The 21,302-nt window shown below is 31.5% G+C and carries 22 protein-coding genes and 2 pseudogenes; 4 read left to right on the top strand and 20 right to left on the bottom strand.

Translation table 11 applies throughout. From position 1 onward, the window contains the following. Positions 1-61: 61 nt before the first annotated feature. From AC0L5U_RS09725 to AC0L5U_RS09710, 4 genes and pseudogenes are all read right to left on the bottom strand, one after another. Complete coding sequence (locus tag AC0L5U_RS09725; RefSeq protein WP_473416057.1) at positions 62-598, bottom strand: hypothetical protein; 537 nt, start codon at positions 596-598, stop codon at positions 62-64. Positions 599-788: 190 nt separating this feature from the next. Continuing rightward, positions 789-1,448, bottom strand: a complete 660-nt coding sequence (gene msrA, locus AC0L5U_RS09720) for a peptide-methionine (S)-S-oxide reductase MsrA (protein ID WP_473416055.1) — start codon at positions 1,446-1,448, stop codon at positions 789-791. 578 nt (positions 1,449-2,026) lie between these two features. Continuing rightward, on the bottom strand, positions 2,027-2,806 hold the full coding sequence (locus AC0L5U_RS09715; RefSeq protein WP_473416054.1) for a zinc ribbon domain-containing protein: 780 nt from the start codon (positions 2,804-2,806) through the stop codon (positions 2,027-2,029). Positions 2,807-2,808: 2 nt separating this feature from the next. Further along, positions 2,809-3,901, bottom strand: a pseudogene (locus AC0L5U_RS09710) (Nif3-like dinuclear metal center hexameric protein). Positions 3,902-3,947: 46 nt separating this feature from the next. On the opposite strand from AC0L5U_RS09710, the gene lpxK reads away from it, so the two are divergent. Both lpxK and AC0L5U_RS09700 read left to right on the top strand, forming a co-directional pair. After that, positions 3,948-4,646 (top strand): tetraacyldisaccharide 4'-kinase, encoded by a 699-nt coding sequence (gene lpxK / locus AC0L5U_RS09705; RefSeq protein WP_473416053.1) that lies wholly within the window; start codon positions 3,948-3,950, stop codon positions 4,644-4,646. 82 nt (positions 4,647-4,728) lie between these two features. Further along, a complete protein-coding gene (locus AC0L5U_RS09700) occupies positions 4,729-4,950 on the top strand; it encodes a tetraacyldisaccharide 4'-kinase (protein ID WP_473416052.1) in 222 nt (73 codons plus the stop codon). Here AC0L5U_RS09700 and AC0L5U_RS09695 read toward each other — a convergent pair whose 3' ends face one another. The 9 genes from AC0L5U_RS09695 to AC0L5U_RS09655 all read right to left on the bottom strand — a co-directional run bounded on the left by AC0L5U_RS09695 (position 4,951) and on the right by AC0L5U_RS09655 (position 12,179). Beyond that, on the bottom strand, positions 4,951-7,149 hold the full coding sequence (locus AC0L5U_RS09695; protein ID WP_473416051.1) for an ATP-binding protein: 2,199 nt from the start codon (positions 7,147-7,149) through the stop codon (positions 4,951-4,953). It lies immediately after the preceding gene. Positions 7,150-7,258: 109 nt separating this feature from the next. Further along, positions 7,259-8,137 (bottom strand): lipoyl synthase, encoded by an 879-nt coding sequence (lipA, locus tag AC0L5U_RS09690; protein ID WP_473416050.1) that lies wholly within the window; start codon positions 8,135-8,137, stop codon positions 7,259-7,261. 278 nt (positions 8,138-8,415) lie between these two features. Continuing rightward, positions 8,416-8,679, bottom strand: coding sequence for a hypothetical protein (locus tag AC0L5U_RS09685; RefSeq protein WP_473416049.1), 264 nt, complete (start codon positions 8,677-8,679; stop codon positions 8,416-8,418). 67 nt (positions 8,680-8,746) lie between these two features. Continuing rightward, positions 8,747-9,208, bottom strand: coding sequence for a hypothetical protein (locus AC0L5U_RS09680; RefSeq protein ID WP_473416048.1), 462 nt, complete (start codon positions 9,206-9,208; stop codon positions 8,747-8,749). A 14-nt stretch (positions 9,209-9,222) separates the two neighbouring features. Then, entirely contained in the window at positions 9,223-9,426 is a 204-nt protein-coding gene (locus AC0L5U_RS09675; protein WP_473416047.1) for a hypothetical protein, read from the bottom strand. Positions 9,427-9,497: 71 nt separating this feature from the next. Further along, complete coding sequence (locus AC0L5U_RS09670) at positions 9,498-9,974, bottom strand: hypothetical protein (RefSeq protein WP_473416045.1); 477 nt, start codon at positions 9,972-9,974, stop codon at positions 9,498-9,500. Between the two features lie 343 nt (positions 9,975-10,317). Further along, positions 10,318-10,863, bottom strand: coding sequence for an RNA polymerase sigma factor (locus tag AC0L5U_RS09665; RefSeq protein WP_473416044.1), 546 nt, complete (start codon positions 10,861-10,863; stop codon positions 10,318-10,320). Continuing rightward, positions 10,854-11,969, bottom strand: a complete 1,116-nt coding sequence (locus tag AC0L5U_RS09660) for a glycosyltransferase (protein ID WP_473416043.1) — start codon at positions 11,967-11,969, stop codon at positions 10,854-10,856. Before AC0L5U_RS09660 ends, AC0L5U_RS09665 begins: the two co-directional genes overlap by 10 nt. 3 nt (positions 11,970-11,972) lie before the next feature. Next, positions 11,973-12,179 (bottom strand): membrane or secreted protein, encoded by a 207-nt coding sequence (locus AC0L5U_RS09655; RefSeq protein ID WP_473416042.1) that lies wholly within the window; start codon positions 12,177-12,179, stop codon positions 11,973-11,975. A 150-nt stretch (positions 12,180-12,329) separates the two neighbouring features. On the opposite strand from AC0L5U_RS09655, the gene aqpZ reads away from it, so the two are divergent. After that, positions 12,330-13,019, top strand: a complete 690-nt coding sequence (gene aqpZ / locus AC0L5U_RS09650) for an aquaporin Z (RefSeq protein ID WP_473416241.1) — start codon at positions 12,330-12,332, stop codon at positions 13,017-13,019. A 128-nt stretch (positions 13,020-13,147) separates the two neighbouring features. Here the strand turns inward: aqpZ and AC0L5U_RS09645 are convergent, their stop codons facing one another. From AC0L5U_RS09645 to AC0L5U_RS09625, 5 genes and pseudogenes are all read right to left on the bottom strand, one after another. Then, positions 13,148-13,936, bottom strand: a complete 789-nt coding sequence (locus AC0L5U_RS09645) for an anti-sigma factor domain-containing protein (protein WP_473416041.1) — start codon at positions 13,934-13,936, stop codon at positions 13,148-13,150. Between the two features lie 8 nt (positions 13,937-13,944). Then, on the bottom strand, positions 13,945-14,478 hold the full coding sequence (locus AC0L5U_RS09640) for an RNA polymerase sigma factor (RefSeq protein WP_473416040.1): 534 nt from the start codon (positions 14,476-14,478) through the stop codon (positions 13,945-13,947). Positions 14,479-14,570: 92 nt separating this feature from the next. Then, positions 14,571-15,584: a UDP-N-acetylmuramate dehydrogenase gene (gene murB / locus AC0L5U_RS09635; protein ID WP_473416039.1), complete on the bottom strand. Its 1,014-nt coding sequence runs from the start codon at positions 15,582-15,584 to the stop codon at positions 14,571-14,573. After that, a pseudogene (locus tag AC0L5U_RS09630) lies at positions 15,584-16,773 on the bottom strand (pyridoxal phosphate-dependent aminotransferase). Before AC0L5U_RS09630 ends, murB begins: the two are co-directional and overlap by 1 nt. A 244-nt stretch (positions 16,774-17,017) precedes the next feature. Further along, positions 17,018-17,443, bottom strand: a complete 426-nt coding sequence (locus AC0L5U_RS09625) for a DUF1573 domain-containing protein (RefSeq protein WP_473416038.1) — start codon at positions 17,441-17,443, stop codon at positions 17,018-17,020. A gap of 183 nt (positions 17,444-17,626) precedes the next feature. Here AC0L5U_RS09625 and AC0L5U_RS09620 point away from each other — a divergent pair, with 183 nt between their 5' ends. Beyond that, a complete protein-coding gene (locus AC0L5U_RS09620; protein ID WP_473416036.1) occupies positions 17,627-20,263 on the top strand; it encodes a valine--tRNA ligase in 2,637 nt (878 codons plus the stop codon). Here AC0L5U_RS09620 and AC0L5U_RS09615 read toward each other — a convergent pair. Further along, entirely contained in the window at positions 20,241-20,510 is a 270-nt protein-coding gene (locus tag AC0L5U_RS09615; RefSeq protein WP_473416035.1) for a phosphotriesterase family protein, read from the bottom strand. The genes AC0L5U_RS09620 and AC0L5U_RS09615 overlap by 23 nt on opposite strands. Positions 20,511-20,570: 60 nt before the next feature. After that, complete coding sequence (locus AC0L5U_RS09610) at positions 20,571-21,284, bottom strand: phosphotriesterase family protein (protein WP_473416034.1); 714 nt, start codon at positions 21,282-21,284, stop codon at positions 20,571-20,573. Positions 21,285-21,302 lie beyond the last annotated feature (18 nt).

Raw genomic sequence — 21,302 nt, 5'->3', positions numbered from 1 at the left:
CAACTCATATTGGTTAAGCACAAAATAGCAATTTTTTATATACTTTGTTGTAGTACGTTTTTTATTCCAATACTACTTTTATTTCCTTTGACATAAAAGGTTTGTCCTTTCCTCCATAAACAGTTCTGCAATTTCCTTTTATTAAAATAATTGGATTTTTAAGTATAAAGTATTTATCTATTTTGTTCTTTATGTTCAATTCAGGTATTTCAAATACAATTTCGTTTACCGATTCAGATATGGTTCCCAAAAATATTTTTTCAAAAGGTTTTTCCTTTGAAATGCTATATTCATCAATATATTCGCTGTCGTCTCCAAATATAGGTGGACCTTCAATAAATCGTTTTTTTAATTCGTGATGAAATTCAAATCCTTCTGCTTTAGATAAAAATGAAATTTTAATATTGCTTAAATTTTTATAAAATCGAATAGTTTTTTCTACCTCGGTTGGGTAAATTTTTATGGTCAATTTAAAGTTGTCATTTGACCGATACGTTTCTTTATCCAACTCAAAATCGATATTGGTGTTTTCGAAATCATTTTTTGAGCAACTTAAAGCTAAAATCAAAAGCAAGAAAATTGTTAAGGTGTTCTTCATTCTCAAATGTACTACAACTCGTTATATAATTACTTTTATGTTTCATATCCCGTAAATAAGTAAGGATATAAAACCTTTTTTGTCGTTGTAATCCTGTAAAAATAATTGAATTTTTTGTAAGAAAAAACAAAAAAATCAATTGAAAGCTACTAGGGTTTTTAAAGTATTTTGGTTTGAAAACCAACCCGACTTAATGATTTTCTTTCAGTAATTCTTTAGGAAACTTAGCTTGAAACCGTTTTAATCTTGGAATTGACACATTACGGATGTACCCATTATTTGGATGTAAGCGCTCATAGTTTTGATGATACTCTTCTCCTTTCCAAAATTTTTGAAATGGATATATTTCTGCTGCAATTTTAGCGTCTAGTTTTTTTGCTAAGGCTGCTTTTTTCTCTAAAATTATTTTCTTTTGTGTTTCGTTTTGATAAAAAATAATAGAGCGGTATTGAGAACCTTTGTCTGGCCCTTGTCCGTTTACTTGAGTTGGATTTTGTGATGCGAAATAGGCGTCTACTAAAGTTTCAAAACTAACTACTTTTGGGTCGTAAATGACTTCTACTGCTTCGGCGTGTCCTGTACGCCCTGTATTACTGGCTTGGTAGCTTGGATTTTTTGAATGCCCGCCTGAATAGCCGTTTATCACTTCGTCTACGCCTTTTATGCTTTCGTAAACAGCTTCAACGCACCAAAAACAACCGCTTGCAAAATATGCTCTGGCTTTTCCGTTTTTAATTGGGACTTCAATTGGTTTAGCTTTTGTTACCGCTTCTTGTTCTTTATTGTTTTGTGCTGAGTTTTTACAGCTAAATATAAGTGCTAGAACTAAAAGGAGGATGATTTTTTTCATGGGATATTTTTTTCTTTTAATAGACGTATAAAAATACAAAACCTTAAACTGTTATGTGTAAAACTAATTATAATGTCTTGTAAATATTTCGAGATAAATGCCAAACCAAAAAATTAAATAAATTTAAGGAAATTATTTAAGTGTATTCGCTCTCAGAATCACGCGCTTGAAGCTGCGCTTAGCAACTACATTATTTCACTCATTATTTCTGCGGATTTATGATTCGGACTGTGTCCGAACTTGAGTGTTGATTTTCTACAGCTTTATTTTTTTATTCAAAGGTTTTTCAATTGTCTAAACATCTTTAAATAATACAAAACTCTTTACTAAATACTGCCTACTGAAAACTAACCCTCGTAAGATATTTAAAGTGCATCTCTTTGCTTTTATGCAAATTGGCTAGATAACTTTATTAGAGCTAAATATTTGTTAGTGGATTCCTGACTTCGTAAGAATGACACAATGCAAAATATATAGTGAATCATTTGTGTTCATAAATTCAATAATTCAAACTACAAGTGCATAAAAAAAGCCTTCACTAAAAATGAAGGCTCTTTTCTATATGTTTATGGATTGTTTTACAGTTTTGAAAACATTTTTTCCATTTTAGCTTTTTGCTCATCGGCTAAAGCTGCATCTACTAAAATACGTCCACTATGCTCATCTGTAATTACTTTTTTACGAGCTGCAATTTCTACCTGAACTTGCGGTGGAATAGTAAAGAAAGACCCGCCAGCAGCACCTCTTTCAATAGCTACAACAGCTAATCCGTTTTTTACATTTTTACGAATTCTATTGTATGCTTTTACCAGACGCTCTTCAATTTGAGCTTTGTAAGCATCAGATTTTCCGATAAGCGCTTGCTCTTCTTTTTCGGTTTCAGCTAAAATAGCATTCAACTCACTTTTTTTATGTTTTAAGTGTGTTTCACGCTCTTTTAATTGGTCTTTTGTAGCAGAAATAACTTCTTTTTTCTGCTCTATTTGTGCCTTAAATTCTTTGATATGCTTTTCGGCCAATTCAATTTCTAATTCTTGAAATTCTACTTCTTTAGAAAGGGAGTTAAATTCTCTGTTATTTCTAACATTTTTTTGTTGCTCGCCATATTTCTTAATGAGTGATTTAGACTCTTCGATTAAATTCTTTTTAGAAGAAATATCATTGTCTATAACCTCTAAACCGTTTACAAGTTTCTCTAGTCTTGTGCTTAATCCAGCAACTTCATCTTCTAAATCTCTTACTTCTAAAGGCAGTTCTCCACGTACATTACGGATTTCGTCAATGCGTGAATCTATAAGTTGTAAATCGTATAATGCTCTTAAACGATCTTCTACACTAACTTCTTTCTTTTTAGCCATACTTAAAAATACTTAACAGGATTGGTATTTGTCTTTGATAAAACGACTGCAAAATTAGTAATTTTTTTTGTAAGATGCTCTACTAAACCATTTTTTGTGAATTGCTCACTTTCATAATGTCCAATATCGGCTAAAAGAATGCTGTTTTCAGCTGTGAAAAAGTCGTGATATTTTAAATCGGCCGTAATAAAAGCATCTGCATCAGCGGCTTTTGCAGCATTAATAGCAAAACTTCCTGAACCTCCTAAAACTGCTACTTTTTTTATGTTTTTATTTAAAAATGAAGAATGACGAATAAAACCGGTTTTCATTTTAGTTTTTACATGATGTAAAAAATCTGTTTCTGAGATTGATTTCTCTAATTCTCCAATCATACCCATTCCGATGTGCTGGTTTTTATTTTCGATAGTAACCACTTGGTATGCAACTTCTTCGTAAGAATGCGTATTGAAAAGGTTTGCAGTATTTTAGATTCCAGGTGTTTAGCAAATGTTACTGTGATTTTGGTTTCGGCTTCTGTATGTATTTCTCCTTTTTTTCCTTTTGTTGGTGAGGAAATATCATTTCCTTTAAAAGTACCTTTACCCTCAACATTAAAACTACAATTATCATAGTTACCAATACTCCCTGCGCCTGTATTGAATAAAGCAGTTCTAAGGCTTTTTGCTTCAGCCTTTGGAGCGTAAGTGGTTAACTTTTTAATAGTTTCGCTTTGCGGAATTAAAATGCGTTTGTTTTTGAGTTCTAATTGATTACAAATGATATGGTTTACACCTTTGTACGCATTATCTAAAGCTGTATGCATGCTATAAATAGCAATGTTATTTTTTATAGCTTTTAGTACAACACGCTCTACGTATGTTTTAGTGGTTATTTTTTTAAACCGTTAAAAATAATAGGGTGGAAACTTACAATAAGATTGCAATTTTCTGAAATGGCTTCGTCTACAACGGCTTCTAGCGTATCTAAAGTGACTAAAACTCCAGTTAGTTTTGTGTTTTTGTCGCCTATTAAAAGCCCCACATTATCAAAATCTTCAGCATAAGATAATGGTGCTAGTTCTTCTAAATGATTTATGACGTCTTGTACAATCATAATTAATTTGTTTGGTTCAAAGATAAAATATTATACTTTCGCTTAAATGAAGCTTCTGAGAAAAATATTATTTCCAATTGTTCCAATTTACTATATAATTACATGGTTTAGGAATAAACTTTATGATTTTGGTATAAAAAAATCGGATTCTTTTGATTTTCCTGTGATATGTGTGGGTAATTTAAGTGTTGGTGGTACAGGAAAAACGCCGATGATTGAATATTTAATTCGTCTTTTAAAGGAAGATTATAGAGTTGCGACTTTGAGTAGGGGATATGGAAGAAAATCTAAAGGTTTTCAAATGAATAATAAAAACGTTACTGTTGATGTTTTAGGCGATGAACCTTTCCAGTTTTATTCAAAATTTAAGAATGAAATTTTGGTTGCTGTTGACGCTAATAGAAACGAGGGAATTACTCTTTTAAGAATGTTAGAAGATTATCCAGAGGTAATTTTACTAGACGACGCATTTCAACATAGAAAAGTAAAAGCAGGTTTTAATATTATGTTAACTACTTATAAGAATCCGTTTTTTAACGATATTGTATTACCTACTGGTGATTTAAGAGAACCGAGAAGTGGGGTTAAAAGGGCAGATGTGATTGTTGTTACAAAATGTCCTACAACCATTAGTTATTATGAGAAACAGGCTTTTTTAAGGAGAATTAAAGCAAGAAATCATCAACAGGTTTTTTTAGTTCTATTTCTTATGCTGAAGCGGTTGTTTCTGAACATTCATCACTAAAATTAGATCAACTCCCAGAGTTTACTTTAGTTACGGGTATTGCTAATGCAATTCCCCTAATCAAATATTTAAAAATAAAAATTTGAAGTTTGAGCATTTAAACTTTAAAGATCATCATGAATTTTCTGCAAATAACATTTCTTCATTTGAATCTAAAAGTTTTATACTTACCACAGAAAAAGATTTTATGCGATTAAAACAATATAAATCTCTAGAAAGTAAATTGTTTTATTTACCAATAACTGTATCAATTTCAGATTCAAAACAATTTGATACTGCAATTCTAAATTTTGTAAAATCTTAATTAAGCAGTTGCTGTATTTTTGCTAGAAAGTGCATTAAACAGTTTCTTTTCAAACTCTTCTTGTTTGAATGGTTTAGGGATAATGTCAGTAAACCCTGCTTCTTCAAACTCATGCATTTTGTCTTCAATTGTAACGGCAGTAAGGGCAAAGATAGTAAGCTCTTTATCAAAAGTTCTTACAATTTTTGTTGTTTCAATACCACTAATTCCTGGCATATGGATATCCATTAGTATAATATCGTACTTATTGGCTTTAATCTTATCAACGGCAGCTTCACCATTATCCACAATTTCACAATAAAGATCCATTTTGTTGAGAATCTTTTTCGTTATCATTTGGTTAATTTTGTTGTCTTCAACAACTAAAATCTTCACGGTACTTAGGTCTATATTACTAGGTCTAGTATCTAATTTTTTGACTGCTTTTTCCGCTGCTTTTTCCTTATCTGCATTATATTCTAAAGGAATTTCAAAGAAAAAAGTAGTGCCTTTTCCTAATTCACTTTGCATATAAATTTTACCTTTTAAGATATCAATTAATCCTTTTACAATTGATAATCCAAGACCAGTTCCACCGTATTTACGATTAATTTGAATAGATCCCTGAGAGAAGCTTTCAAACATATGGTCTTGTTTTTCTTTGGTAATACCAATACCGTTATCTTCTACTTCGAAGCGGAGTTCGTAAATATCATCCTTTTGACCAATTTTGTAAACTCGTATCCAAATATCTCCATCTTTAGTAAACTTAATGGAGTTACCTATTAAATTAATAAGAATTTGAGAAATCTTTAATTGGTCTGCAATAAAATTATCGGGTAAGTCTTTGTCGTATTCAAAATGAATTGTGATATTATTGTCTAATGCTGAATTGTTTAATGCAAGAACAATATTATTAATTTTCTTTTTAAGACTAAATGGTTCTGGCTCAATTTCAACTTTATTAGCTTCAATTTTGTTAATTTGAAGAATATCGTTAATGAAAGTCAACAAATAATCTCCTGAAAATTTCAATGATTTTAAATGCTGAATTTGTTCAGGTTTTGGATTTTCATCTAAAAGCATATTACTTAAACCAGTAACCGCATAAAGAGGTGTTCTTAACTCATGTGTTACTGTTGATAAGAAATTTGCTTTTGTTTTTGAAGCCAGTTCTGCTTTTTCTTTGGCAATAATAAGCTCATTGTTCTTTTTATGAAGCATATTATTAGTCTTAAGCCTGATGTTATTATTCTTATAAAGTGACAATGTTAAAAGTGACAAAATAGTAATTAAAGCAACACTTAAAATAGAGATAAGTGTGCTTAAATCATTTTTACTATTGGCTTCTTCTAATTCTGCTTTTTGCTTTTTGTTATTTTCAATTTGATCGTTAATTAAAAACTGAATACGCTTTTCTGGTGAAAGATTTGCTTGTTTGATAGCTCTTAAAGAATCTGATAAATTAATATGAGATTTTAAGTAATTATTGGCAAGCTGATGACTTTGTGAGTTTTCATAAATAGAGCTAAGTACTAAATAGGCATTATTTTTAATCTTACTGTAGCCATTACTAGAGGCCAAATCGAGTCCTTCTTTTGTGAAATTTAATGCTTTTTCTGGTTCGTTTAAAGCATTATATACTTTTCCGTGACAAACTAAAGCGCTACTTAAAATTTTGTTAAGCTCTTTTTTTCTTGCAATAACTAAAGCTTGCTCAACTAGTTCTCTTGCTTTTCTGTAGTTTTTTAATTTAAAGTATGCATTACCTTCTGCCAGAAGTGTTTCAGCTAATTCTGAGTCTAGTTGTTCTTCTTGAAATTTAGATTTTGCTGCTCTATATGAATCTAGAGCTTGATAAGTATTGTCTTTAGCCATGTAAACATCGCCAAATGTTTTAAAAGAGCGACCAAGATTTTTATTGTCGTTAGTAATACGCTGCATTTCTACAGCTTTATTAAGAGATTTTATGGCAACATCTTCTTCTTCAATAATAAGGTGAAGTTTACCTTTAATAGAATGAATTAGACCAATGCTTTTTTTATTGTTTGCTTCTTCAGCAAGCGCTAACGCTTCGTCTAAAGTTTTTTGAGCCTCAAAATATTTGAAGTTAGAAATATCATTTTGAGATTGCTCGATCCAATAGTTAATGTTATTTTGAATGATTTCAGGATCCTTCTCAAGCGTAGTTTGAGAGAACATACTGAATGATAACAACATTAAAACTATATATATGTTTTTGATTTGGGACATCTTAGTTTCAATATGACGACAAATATAAATATTTATTCGACAAAATACACTTTTTTTCCGATAAATTGCACTTTATCTAGTTGATGTGCTTCTGAGCCTTGTATGATGAACGTACCAAAGCACTACTTTCTACATGCCTAAAACCTAGATTTAGTCCAATTTCTTTAAATTCGTCAAATTCATCAGGGTTAATAAATCGTTTAACGGGCAAATGCTTTTTACTAGGCTGAAGGTATTGACCGATAGTTACAACATCAACATCATTCGCTTTTAAATCGTGCAAGGTTTCAATAACTTCCTCTCTGGTTTCGCCTAAACCTAGCATAATTCCTGATTTTGTACGTCTTTGCCCTTGTTGTTTTAAATACTTTAAAACACCCATGCTTCTATCGTATTTCGCTTGAATCCGTACTTCTCTTGTTAATCTTCTTACGGTTTCAATATTATGAGACACCACTTCTGGAGCAACATTGATTATTCTATCAATATGTCTTTCAATGCCTTGAAAATCTGGAATTAAGGTTTCTAGAGTTGTTTCTGGATTCATTCTACGAACTGCATTTACAGTTTCTGCCCACATGATGCTCCCCATATCTTTTAAATCATCTCTATCAACGCTCGTTAAAACAGCATGTTTTATTTGCATTATTTTTATGGAACGAGCTACTTTTTCGGGTTCATCCCAATCCACAGTTTCTGGTCTTCCAGTTTTTACACCACAAAATCCACATGATCGAGTACAAACATTTCCAAGTATCATAAAGGTTGCAGTACCTTCTCCCCAACATTCCCCCATATTTGGACAACTTCCCGAAGTACAAATAGTATTGAGTTTATATTTATCAACTAAACCTCTTAATTCGGTATATTTTTTTCCAGTTGGTAATTTAACACGCAACCATTTTGGTTTGGGTTGTCTCTCTGGTAGTATGTTAGAAATTGTTTCTTTTTGCATCCTAAAAAAATGAAAGGCAAAGATACAAAGTATTCTTTTAAAAGCGTTTTATAGTGTTGTGAGATACCAAACACTAAACGCAATTAAAAAGATGATTCCTAACCAACTTAAAATGTGTAAGTTTCTAGATGGCCTCCATGTTTTGGGTGTATGTTTACTGGAAATAAGTTTGTAATTTATTATGGCATAGAAAGGGGCTGTGATGAATGATAAGATAGTTGCAATTTTAATTAATAAACCCATTTCTGAACCAAGAAAGAGAAATATATAAATTGTCCCTAGGCATAAAAGAATGATCCAAAAATATAACCAAACTTAAAAGGTTTGTTTAAAAGTAATTCTGAAGTTCTATCCATAGCCCTCGGCGATGCATCTAGAGTTGTTAATGTAGTACTAAACATAGTAGTAAAGGCTGCAATACCAATTATTATGTATGACCACTCTCCTAAGTTTGTAGTATACATATCAATTAATTGTCCTGCGAAAATGCTTGCCGAATTACTGAAATTTTCGTCACTACTAAACATTACTAAAGCACCCAATAACAAAAAGCCTATACCTAATATTATAGTGCCAATGTAGCCTACATTAAAATCGAAAAGCGCACCTTTAGTTGAAAATGAATCTTGGTTCTTCTTTTTCTAAAGTCCATAGTGAATGCCAAACAGAAATATCTAATGGTCCTGGCATCCATCCCATAAACGCAATTAAAAACGCTATTTCTAGATTGTTTTTAGGAAGAACTTGAGCAATAGAAAGTGCTGTCGTATTATTATATAATGCCATAGTTACAGCAACTACTGTACTTATGGAAAGCATAATAATAATAACTTTAATAAGATTGTCTAGTAGTTTATACTTACCTAAAAGTAGTAATGATAAGCAGATACATAAAATGATAACCGACCATATTTGAACACTAGAAATATCAAGGCCTCCTATGGTTATTGGTTCAAAATTATAGAATAGTGTAGAAGCGATACCAGCGGTAACAATAGTTACTGCCATTTGTATCACGAACATTGTTCCAAGAGTAAGTAGGTAATATGCAATCAAAGTGCCTTTGCCCAATTTTTTATAGCCATCTAGTAGGCTCTCTCCTGTGGCTGCAGCATATCTAGGACCATATTGAAAAAAGGGTATTTAAAGAGTGTTACTAATACCAATGCCCAAATTAACCCTAAACCAAAATCTGCTCCTGCTCTGGTAGATTGCACTAGATGAGAAACACCAATGGCTGCACCTGCGAATAATAATCCTGGTCCTAGGCTTTTTAGTTTAGTAATCAAAAATTGAAGCTTTTTTAGTATGAATTCTTCTTTCAATTTACTTAAGTGTAAATTATCAATGTAACAATGTTTTAAAACCGTGGTAACCTCTTTTTCCCTCTACCGCTTTGGGTTATAAAAACGTTATCAATTGTTAAAAGGCTTTTGCTTTCGGTTTGAGACCCGAAAACACTAAGTCTAGAATGCCTTAGACCATCTCCTCTTGATAATTCGAAAATAGATTCAGAGGGGTTTAATTCAAAGTTTTTTATAAACTTCTGTTTAAAGGTAATATGTTCAAAATCAAAATCTATAAATTCCTTTCTAAACCAATTATTGTCTCTTTCTGAAAATGGAATTTCATCAAAATTTGTAAAACTCATGTATGCGCCAAAAATAATAATTGCTGCTTCAGCAATCCAAATAATCCAAAGTAGTAGACCTGTGAGGTTTATGTCAGATAAACCCAACGACCAAGTACCTACTTTGTTAATTTCAATCATATTCAATACTACCAAATCTGGACGAAAAAGTATATTTAGAAAATAGTCGAATTGTTCAAAGACCATAAAAAGACTAAATTTTTCGTTTGAAATAATAAACAAGAAGCTCACCCATTGAAAATAAACAGCGAAAAGGGCTAAAACTAAAGTGATAATAATAGACTTTTTTTGGTTTCTAATTTTAAAAATGATATTGAAAATCCTACTGGTATAGGAAACTATAAAACCGTAGATTACAACTATTACAATGTTTAAATAGATTATGGGTATAAAACTAACTATTAAGCTGTAGAAATAGCTTAAAAAAAGAATAGTTACTAATGAGCAAATAATAACAAGAAAAATATTTAATGGTGTAGCTATTCCAGATGCTTTATAGAAATTAAGTTTTTGGTTATTCATCAAATAATTATTTATCTCTAATAACTTCGGCTAGTAATTTTTTAGCCCTAAGTAACTTTACTTTTACATTATTGATAGGCTCGTTAAGTTCTTTTGAAATTTCTTTATAGCTTAACTCTTGAAAATATCTTAGGGTTATAACTTTTTGATAATGAGGTTTTAATTTCTTGATATCTCTTAATAATTTAGCGAGATTCTGTTCTGTAATTAGTTTATCTTCAACAGAAGGTGATTCATCTAAAACCTGAAAAGCTTTATTGTCATCTTTAGAAATAATGTGTTTAATTGAGTTTTTCTCTTTCCTAAGTAAATCAATGTGGATATTCTTAGAAATTGTAATCAGCCAAGTTTTAAATTTATAATTTTCATCAAAAGTTTCAATTCGATCAAAAGCCTTAGAAAATGTTTGAATGGTAATATCTTCAGCATCATTCTCATTTTCAACTCTCTTCAATTGAAAACCATACACAGCATCCCAATATAAATCCAATAAAAAATTAAAGGCCTTTTGGTCGTTTTTTTTAGCGCGAGAGATGGCATCTTCTATTTCCAATGCTTGGGTTTTGAAATATTATTTGATATAAATATAGCCAATTGAAAAGTAATTAGAAAGATTTCTAGAAACGGAAGAAAAGGTAATAGGTCTTTTTCGTGAAGTTTTTTTGCAGAAACCCCATAAACAATATATAGAACGATAATTCTAAATAATATGAAGCACGTCACTAGAATTGGTACATGCCATGCAGACAAAAGCAATATGGATAAGGCCCAAAATAGTAGGTTAGTGATATAGAATAATGCCAATAAAAATTTATGCTTTTTCTTATAGTATTTTGCTGTTGAAACGTGTCTGAGTTTTTGTTTGTACCAAGATTTAAAAGATGTTTTAGGAACCGAAGTTGTAAAACTTTCTTTAGAAAAACAAATGGCAGTATTAGAGTTTGTCGCGGCTTCATTTACAAATAAATCATCATCGCCAGAACGAATATTCATATGTCCCATAAATCCATTAACCTCAAAAAACTGTGACTTCTTATAGGCCAAGTTTCTACCAACGCCCATATACGGGCTACCCAATTTTGCAAATGAAAAATAAGAAATAGCTGTGGTTAGTGTCTCAAACCGGATCAGTTTATTTAATAATGAATTTTTTATTTTAGAATACGCACCATAACCCAAAACAATTGATTTTTCTGAAGTAAAATGTGATACCATTTCTGAAATCCAAAATTTTGAAAGCGGTTTACAATCTGCATCAGTAAATAACAATAAATTATGCTTAGCTGCTTTAATACCAAGTGTTAAGGGGTATTTTTTATTACCCCAAAAGGTTTCCAGATGCTTTACGTTTACAATTTTTATGCACTCATTTTGATTTGCAAAGCTTTCCATAACCTCAAAAGTTTCGTCACTAGAAGCATCATTAATCAAAACAATTTCAAAATTTTTATAATCTTGATTGATAACTGAAGGCAAAAACATTTTTAAGTTTTCTGCTTCATTTTTAGCACAAATAACTAATGATACAGGTATATTTGAAGTTGTATTTGAAGTTTTTTGTTTGAGAAAAGCAAATCTCCCGAAAATATTGAGATAGAAAATTACTTGAATTAAAACAACGCCAATAAAAGTGTAAAGCGCAATATCAAGAAATATCATGAACTACTTCGAATGTTGAGGTTCGTTACAATCACTAAATTGATCTGGTGTTTTTCCACAAAAACCGCATGACTCCCCTTCTTTATTTAGCATTGGGTTTTGACTAGCACAAGTACCCGCAAATTTACCATCTTTTTTTGCCCAAATTTTTATTGCAATTCCAGCAACTCCGAGACCTAAAAGCAGAAGAGTAATTAAAAAAAGTTTCATTAAAAATATTTTTTTGCAAAGATACAGTTTTTAGTAAATTTTATAATACACATAGACTTATATTATTTATAAGTGACTTTTAAATTTATTAGGTGTCTCATTATTAATCATTTAGATTTATCTAAATACTAACTAATTAAATCACATTACATTATGAAAAAACTATTTGCAGAATTTTTTGGAACTTTTTGGCTTGTTTTTGGGGGTTGTGGTAGTGCTGTTTTTGCTGCTGCTTTTCCAGAATTGGGTATTGGATTTGCTGGTGTAGCATTGGCATTTGGTCTTACTGTATTAACAATGGCCTATGCTGTAGGTCATATTTCAGGAGGACATTTTAATCCAGCCGTTTCCCTTGGTTTATGGGCTGGAGGCAAGTTTGAAGGAAAAGAGATTATAGGTTACATTATCGCACAATTAATAGGAGCAATCGCTGCTGCTGGAGTTCTTTATATTATTGTTTCTGGTAAATCTGATTTTACAGATATTGGTGGTTTTGCATCAAACGGTTATGGAGAGTTGTCTCCCGGAGGTTTTAGTATGATGTCGGTTTTTATTGCTGAGTTTTTATTAACACTATTTTTCCTTTTAATTATTTTAGGAAGTACAAATGTTAGAGCTCCAAAAGGGTTTGCGCCAATAGCCATTGGTTTAGGTTTAACCTTAATACACTTAATAAGTATTCCAATTTCAAATACATCTGTTAACCCTGCTAGATCTACTAGTCAAGCATTATTTGCTGGTGGAGATTTTCCTGCACAACTGTGGTTATTCTGGTTAGCACCTATTGCTGGAGCTATTGTAGCAGGTTTTATACATAAAGCATTTTTTGATAAAGAATAATAAATAAAAGTAACTATTTTATTTTAGTATAAAGAGAATAACCCTTAATAAGAGTTATTAATAGCGAGTAAAAAGCCTGTTTCCTTAAGGAAACAGGCTTTTTCAATTTTGAGAATTGTTGATGTGTATTATTGTAAGCTTATTTCAGCAACGCTGTTTTCTAAAGAAGCTACTGTATTTCCTCCTCTTGGTTCAATAGTAATGTTTAAACCATTTGCATTTTCAGTAAAAGGAATTCGTTTTAACTGTCTGTCAGTTTCGGTTAAAATACCTAGACTTACCATTTTACCTTGTAAATCTGCCCAAATTTGATAACATTGTTCCTCTGGTAATTGCGGTAAAGATACCACATCTATCATTGAAGTTTTTTCCTTAGGATTGATGTAAGCTACAGTTTTTAGGTTTTTAGCACGATCATTTCCTTGCATAATATACTTATATGTTTCCGGATCGTTTAAACGTTTAAACTGTGCCATAATAGCATCTAGCTTTTTGTTGTTCATTTCTATATCATTTCTCAAATCACCAATTTCTTCATCCACAATTAATGTTTCATTGTGTAATAATTGATTTTGATTATAAAAATAAAGAGAAGTTCCAGCAAAAATTAGGGCTGCAACACTTGCTGCAACACTAAATTTATACCATTTCTTGTACTTGTTGCTTGGTTTCATTTCTATTACCGGAGCATTATCTAGTTCGCTTAAAATATTATCTAAAATATGTTTTGGAGCTTCAACGGCATTGCTTTTTGCAACAATTTCTAAATTATGCTGCAAGGTATTATAGGCATTCTGCACCTCTGGGTACTTTGAAATGTAAGCTTCAACCTTTTCTGTTTCTAGAATGGTTGTTGCACCTATTAGATAATTATCTAATAGGTCTGAATTTAAAAAAGTAGTTATTTTCTCATTCATGACTTTATTTATTGAGGATCGTAGATTTTTTTCAATTCTCGCAATCCTATTTTTAATCTTGATTTTATTGTCCCCAACGGAATATCAAGCTCATCACTTGCTTCCTGTTGTGTCATTCCTTCAAAAAATAGCGCATTTATCACTATTTGATACTTCTCATCCAAACTGCCTAAATGCTTTTTTATATCTAGCACGTCTTGGTTCAAAGAGTTCGTTGTAACCTTATATACGCTAGATTTATCAATTTGGACTTCCTTCTCGATTTTATTTTTTAAAGATCTTGTTTTATCAATGGCAGTATTGTAGGCTATTCTATATAACCATGTGAATAGTTTTGCCTTTGTAGCATCGTATTTTTTTGCATATCTCCAAATTTTAACAAAGGTTTCTTGGAGTACGTCTTCAGCGAGATCGTCGTCCGTAATTATTTTTTTTATAACACCTAGAAGGGCATCTGCATAATTTTCATATAGCAGAGAAATAGCTCTCTTATCGCTAGTTTTTAATAAACCAACAATTTCTTTTTCTATGTTCGAAATCAATTTAAATGGTGTTAGTTATTATCGGTAAATTTAGGGTTTTATTATTTTCAAAGTTAGAAATTTCTTTTGAATGACCTTTAAAAATAATTTACTTACAGAATATTAACCTCTGCTTCAATAGAAATATTAAAAAGCCTTTTAACTGTTTTTTGAATTAATTTTGAAAGCTTTAGTATATCATTCCCATCAGCATCTCCATAATTAACAAGTACTAAAGCTTGATTTTTATGGACACCGTAATTGCCAAAGCGTTTACCCTTAAAACCTGCTTTTTCAATAAGCCAACCCGCAGGAACCTTTACTTCGGTTTCTGAAATTATATAACTAGGTATATCACTAAAATTATCTTGAAGTTTTTTAAAATGAACTTTGGAAATCACAGGGTTTTTAAAAAAACTACCGCTATTACCAATTACTTTGGGGTTTGGTAATTTACTTTCTCTTATGGCAATAACTGCATTAGAAATATCTTGAATTTTAGGCTTTTCAACTTTTTGATACTCTAACTCAGAGGTTATGGCGCCATAATTCATATGTAGTGTATGATTTCTTTTTGATAATTTAAAAAGTACTGAAGATATAATATAGTTTCCTTTTTCTTCAAGTTTAAAAATTGAATTTCTATATCCGAAATTACAATCATCTTTTAAAAATGTTTTGGTTTTTTTCGAAGCAATGCTAATGGTATCACAAGACACAAAAGTGTCTTTTAACTCGACACCATATGCGCCAATATTTTGAATAGGTGCAGTACCAACATTTCCAGGAATTAAAGATAAATTTTCTAAGCCACCATAATCTTTGGCTAAGCACCACATTACAAATTCGTGCCAATTTTCGCCAGCATTGGCTCTCACAAATACAAAATCTTCATCTTCGTTTTCAACATTAATACCTTTAAGATTAATGTGAATTACAAGTTTATCCTGATTTTGGGTAAGTAGCATATTACTGCCTCCACCTAAAATTAGTTTATCAGGATAGTCTTTTAAAGCAAGAATACTTTCAAGATCTTCAATATTAGAAACAGAAACAAAGTGTTTTGCAGTTACATCAATACCGAATGTGTTATAGTACTTTAAAGATATATTTTGCTCAACTTGCATTAGTTTTTGTAAACTTTTAAGGCCTGTTTTATAATGTTAACAGCTTTAATTAATAGCTCTTTTTTTAATACGTAAGCAATTCTAATTTGGTTAGCACCCAAGCCAGGAGTTGAATAAAATCCACCAGCAGGAGCAACCATAACAGTTTCATTTTCGAGGCTAAACGATTCTAAAAGCCATTGAGCAAAATGATCTGTGTTTTTAATTGGTAATTCAACAATACAGTAAAAAGCACCTTTTGGTGTGGCTACTGTAATACCTTCTATTTTGTTCAATTCTGAAATTAGCGTGTTTCTTCGCTCTATGTATTCGTCTTTTACGTCTTCAAAGTAACTTTGCGGTGTACTTAATGCCGCTTCACTAGCAATTTGAGCATATGTTGGCGGACTTAGTCGCGCTTGAGCAAATTTTAAAACTGTACTTCTAATAGTTTCATTTCTAGTCACTAAACAGCCTATTCTTGCGCCACACATACTGTAACGTTTAGAAACAGAATCAATCATTATGGTATGCTCATCTAAATCTTCTAATTCTAAAATTGAATAATGCGAAAATCCGTCATAAGCAAATTCACGATATACTTCGTCTGAAATTAAAAACATATCATGCTTTTTTACAAGATTTGCCAATTGCTCAATTTCATCTTTTGAATACAAATATCCTGTTGGATTGCCAGGGTTGCAAATCATGATAGCTTTGGTTCTAGAAGTAATTAATTTTTCAAATTCTTCAATTGCTGGTAGTGCAAAGTTATCTTCAATATTAGAAACTATAGGTTTAACCGTAACACTTGTTCCAGTTGCAAAGGCTATGTAGTTAGCATAAAAAGGTTCGCAAATAATCACTTCATCTCCGGGATCCATAATACTGCCAAAAATAAATGAGATAGCCTCACTTGCCCCCGTAGTGACTATAATATCATTGTGCGATACATTAATATTATGAGAGTCATAATACGCTGCAATTTTTTTCTAAAGGAGTCTGAACCTTCAGAACGAGAGTATGATAAAATCTCAATAGTATTCTCTCTAACAGCTTTTAATGCAACTTCTGGTGTTTTAATATCTGGCTGACCAATATTTAAATAGTATACATGTTTACCATCAGCTTCTGCTTTTTCAGCAAAAGGTACCAGTTTACGTATTGGAGATTCGGGCATGTTCTGCCCTTTTTTTGATATAGACGGCATTTATTTTTTATTAGGTATGCAAAGTTGAGAAAATTATCTTAAAATTTTTTTAAAAAACAACTGTATCTTGCAAGGTAACTCTAAAGATTTGTAAATTGAAACATATAAAGGATTAAGTTTTTTAGAGGGAAATACTGGTGTTTATATGTTTTTTTAGATTATGTTGAAACTCAAAAAAAGTTAATGACACAAAAAAACCTAAGCTATTTGCTTAGGTTTTATAGTTTTTAATAGGTAAATATTTTTACTGCTCAATCACACTTTTAGTTTGTTTCTCAAGAACATTCGTTTTACTTGGATCAACAACTAAGCCTTTAATTTTAAGAGCTACTGTTGGTGTGTCAGCATTGGAAATTACAGTAATAGTTTTTCTAATAGGATTAACTCTGTTAGTATCATACTTCACTTTAATCTCCCCAACTTTACCTGGCAGAATAGGATCTTTAGGTTTAGACGGAATAGTACATCCGCAAGACGATTTTACATCAGATATAATAAGTGGAGCATCTCCAGTATTAGTAAATTCAAAAATTCTTACACCGTCAGCACCTTTTTCAATGGTACCATAATCTATTGTGGTTTCCTTAAATTCAATTTTTGCTACTTTGTCTTGAGCATTTAGAGAAAAACTAATTAACCCTACAAATAAAATTGTAATTAAATGTTTCATCTGTTTCTTTTTAATGGTTATTATTTTGTTGTAAACATATGTACTTTTTCTGCAACGTGCAAAAATAATAGACGAATTACACTAATCTTAACATATCTAATTCGTCATAACATCATATCAGCTTTCACAGAAAAAGAAATATAAGTACTTTTGCACATTAAAAGACAAAAACTGTTCCAAAGTATGCAAATTCCATCAAAATATGATGCTAGCAAGGTAGAAAGCAAGTGGTATAACTACTGGATGAAACACAATTATTTTCATTCAACACCAGATGAAAGAGAGCCTTATACCATAGTAATTCCGCCACCAAACGTAACCGGTGTTTTGCACATGGGCCATATGTTGAATAATACTATTCAAGATGTATTAATTCGTCGTGCGCGTTTACAAGGCAAAAATGCATGTTGGGTGCCAGGTACAGATCATGCCTCTATTGCTACAGAGGCAAAAGTTGTTGCTAAGTTAAAGGAACAGGGAATTGATAAAAATGATTTATCTCGTGATGAGTTTTTAAAGCACGCTTGGGATTGGACTGAAGAATATGGTGGAGTTATACTAGAGCAATTAAAGAAATTAGGATGCTCTTGTGATTGGGATCGTACAAAGTTTACTATGGATGACGATATGTCAGAAGCAGTAATTAAAGTTTTTGTGGATTTACATAATAAAGGTCTGATTTATCGTGGTTATCGTATGGTAAATTGGGACCCAGAGGCAAAAACTACATTATCTGATGAAGAAGTAATTCATGAAGAACGCCAAGGAAACTTATATTATATAAATTATAAAATTGAAGGAAGTGATGATACTTTAACAATTGCTACCACTAGACCTGAAACCATTTTTGGGGATTCAGCAATTTGTATCAACCCAAATGATGAGCGTTTTACGCATTTAAAAGGAAAAAAAGCCATAGTACCAATTTGTAACAGAGTTGTGCCAATTATTGAAGATGAATATGTTGATTTAGAATTTGGAACAGGATGTTTAAAAGTAACACCTGCTCATGATGAAAACGATAAAGTTTTAGGCGATAAACACAAACTGGAAGTAATCGATATTTTTACTGAAGATGCAGCATTAAATAGTTACGGATTACAGTTTGAAGGTCTAGATAGATTTGTAGCAAGAAAAGCTGTTACAAAAGAATTAGAGACTTTAGGTCTTTTAGTAAAAACAGAAACGCACATTAATAAAGTTGGTACTTCCGAAAGAACAAAAGCTGTTATAGAACCACGATTAAGTGATCAATGGTTTTTAAAAATGGAAGATTTGGTAAAGCCAGCTATAAAAGCTGTTTTAGGCGAAGACTCTGAAATTAAATTATTCCCTAAAAAGTTTGAAAACACTTATCGTCATTGGATGGAGAATATCCGCGATTGGAATATTTCCCGTCAGTTACTTTGGGGGCAACAAATTCCGGCATATTTCTATGGCGATGGAAAAGAAGATTTTGTGGTTGCCGAAACTTTGGAAGAAGCTGTGAATCTCGCAAGAGTGAAAACTTCAAACTCCGAACTTCAGGCTTCGGACTTAAAACAAGATACAGACGCTTTAGATACCTGGTTTTCTTCATGGTTATGGCCAATGTCAGTTTTTGACGGTATAAGAAATCCAGAAAATGAAGAAATCAAGTATTATTATCCAACAAACGATTTAGTTACAGGACCAGATATTTTATTTTTTTGGGTAGCACGTATGATTATTGCTGGTTATGAGTATAAAGATGAAAAACCTTTTGAAAATGTTTATCTCACAGGATTAGTACGCGATAAGCAACGTCGAAAAATGAGTAAGTCATTAGGTAATTCTCCTGATGCTTTAAAATTAATAGAAGCTTATGGCGCAGATGGTGTTCGTGTCGGACTTTTATTAAGTTCTGCAGCTGGAAACGATTTGATGTTCGATGAAGCTTTATGTCAACAAGGGAAAGGCTTTGGAAATAAAATATGGAATGCCTTTCGTTTAGTTGAAGGTTGGGAAATCGACGAAAATTTAGCACAACCAGAAACTGCAAAAGTAGGTTTGGAGTGGTATGCTGCTAAGTTTCAAAAAACACTTGCCGAAATTGAAGATCACTTTAGTAAATATAGATTATCTGATGCTTTAATGAGTATTTACAAACTCATCATGGATGATTTTTCATCTTGGTTATTAGAAATTGTAAAACCTGCCTACCAACAACCAATTGATGCAACAACTTATAAGGCTGTTATTACTGCTTTTGAAGATAATTTAAAAATATTGCATCCGTTTATGCCTTTTTTAACAGAAGAAATATGGCAGTTTATTTCGGAAAGAAACCCACAAGATGCTTTAATTGTGGCTAAATGGCCTGAATCAAAATCTGTAAATGAAACTTTAATTTCTGAATTTGAATTTGCTTCAGAAGTAATTTCAGGAATTAGAAACATCAGAAAAGAAAAGAATATTCCTTTTAAAGATACCATCAGTTTTTCAGTAATTAATAATGAAAAAGTTCATACAACGTTTGATGCTGTTATTGCTAAACTTGGTAATTTAGAAGCCATTGCTTATGTAAATGAAGCTGTTGAAGGAGCGTTAACTTATCGTGTAAAATCTAACGAGTATTTCATACCAATGTCTGGAGCAATTGATGTTGAGGCAGAAATTGTAAAACTAACAGAGGAATTAAATTATACTGAAGGTTTCTTAAAATCTGTACAGAAAAAACTATCAAACGAGCGTTTTGTAAATAATGCTCCCGAACAAGTAGTAGCCAGCGAAAAGAAAAAAGAAGCTGATGCTTTGGCTAAGATTGAGACGATAAAGGCTAGTTTGGGGAGTTTAGATTAGTTCCTCTATTCTCATAAGGTTTTATTCCTAATGAAAATGCTTTAACAGGGTTAACTTTTATTAATAAATTGATGTCATTATTGGTGAAACCGTTCGCTTTTAATTTTGGAATAAGTTTGTCAAAAATATCATTATATGGTTTAATAGATTGTGGGTGTTTTTGAGGATCATACCAACCCGCATCATGAGATATCAAAATACGATGTAATATGTTGTTCTTCTTTGCGAATAACAATTTTTTCAACATGATTATTTAATTCCCATCCTAAGCCATCAAGACTTATCCAACATCCAGTTTTAGCAGCTTTTAAATACTGCGAGTTATCCTTTTCATTTTGAGCATGAACCCAAATAAATGCTTCAGGTGAAACCCCTGTTTTTTTAATATTTGTATTTGTGGCCACATGCCTTTGGCTTCTCCTGTATGAGAGGCAATGGTTAAACCAGTTTTTAAATGGGTATAAGCAGCGGTTTTTACTAATTTTTGATGTATTAATTTTAGAGGGTTAGTATTATCTACACCAATCTTAATGAAACCTGGTTTAAAGTTGGTGTTGTCTATCCCTTCATTAAACTCCTTAATCCAAATATTTGCAAGCTCTTCAACTGAGATTTCTTTTACAAATTTTGGGATAAATTTGCTGTTTCCAGCTCCATAAATACCTGTGTTGGTAATTATTTTTAGTCCTGTTAATTTAGAAATCGTATCTAGAAGTAATACATCTCTACCAATATAATTTGGTGTAGCATCTACAAAAAAATCTACATTATGTTTTGATAATTTATTTAAAATTGGGAGTATTTCTTTTACTACAGTATCATGATTCCAACGTTTTGGATAAATTTTATCAGCTCCAATAAAGTCAACTAATATATGTTCATGTGATAACCATGTTTGAGTTGTATCTATAAATTCTATACCTTTAGTGGTTTGAATACGGTATTTTACCTTTGGTTTACAACAGTAACAAACAATAAGTACTGATAATAACAGGATAATAGTATCAAATCTTGATTTCATTTTTAGAGGATCAATAGT

The sequence above is a fragment of the Jejuia sp. G7-7 genome (genome assembly GCF_055808955.1).
The sequence above is the reverse complement of the archived record's forward strand: the minus strand, read 5'-3'. Positions and strand labels throughout refer to the sequence as shown.

Excerpts from the sequence above, each read along its gene's own strand:
- AC0L5U_RS09725 (WP_473416057.1), bottom strand. The coding sequence starts at position 598 with ATGAAGAACACCTTAACAATTTTCTTGCTTTTGATTTTAGCTTTAAGT.
- msrA (WP_473416055.1), bottom strand. The coding sequence starts at position 1,448 with ATGAAAAAAATCATCCTCCTTTTAGTTCTAGCACTTATATTTAGCTGT.
- AC0L5U_RS09715 (WP_473416054.1), bottom strand. The coding sequence starts at position 2,806 with ATGGCTAAAAAGAAAGAAGTTAGTGTAGAAGATCGTTTAAGAGCATTA.
- lpxK (WP_473416053.1), top strand. The coding sequence starts at position 3,948 with ATGAAGCTTCTGAGAAAAATATTATTTCCAATTGTTCCAATTTACTAT.
- AC0L5U_RS09695 (WP_473416051.1), bottom strand. The coding sequence starts at position 7,149 with ATGTTGTTATCATTCAGTATGTTCTCTCAAACTACGCTTGAGAAGGAT.
- lipA (WP_473416050.1), bottom strand. The coding sequence starts at position 8,137 with ATGCAAAAAGAAACAATTTCTAACATACTACCAGAGAGACAACCCAAA.
- AC0L5U_RS09670 (WP_473416045.1), bottom strand. The coding sequence starts at position 9,974 with ATGGTCTTTGAACAATTCGACTATTTTCTAAATATACTTTTTCGTCCA.
- AC0L5U_RS09660 (WP_473416043.1), bottom strand. The coding sequence starts at position 11,969 with ATGATATTTCTTGATATTGCGCTTTACACTTTTATTGGCGTTGTTTTA.
- AC0L5U_RS09655 (WP_473416042.1), bottom strand. The coding sequence starts at position 12,179 with ATGAAACTTTTTTTAATTACTCTTCTGCTTTTAGGTCTCGGAGTTGCT.
- AC0L5U_RS09645 (WP_473416041.1), bottom strand. The coding sequence starts at position 13,936 with ATGAATGAGAAAATAACTACTTTTTTAAATTCAGACCTATTAGATAAT.
- murB (WP_473416039.1), bottom strand. The coding sequence starts at position 15,584 with ATGCAAGTTGAGCAAAATATATCTTTAAAGTACTATAACACATTCGGT.
- AC0L5U_RS09625 (WP_473416038.1), bottom strand. The coding sequence starts at position 17,443 with ATGAAACATTTAATTACAATTTTATTTGTAGGGTTAATTAGTTTTTCT.
- AC0L5U_RS09620 (WP_473416036.1), top strand. The coding sequence starts at position 17,627 with ATGCAAATTCCATCAAAATATGATGCTAGCAAGGTAGAAAGCAAGTGG.
- AC0L5U_RS09615 (WP_473416035.1), bottom strand. The coding sequence starts at position 20,510 with ATGTTGAAAAAATTGTTATTCGCAAAGAAGAACAACATATTACATCGT.
- AC0L5U_RS09610 (WP_473416034.1), bottom strand. The coding sequence starts at position 21,284 with ATGAAATCAAGATTTGATACTATTATCCTGTTATTATCAGTACTTATT.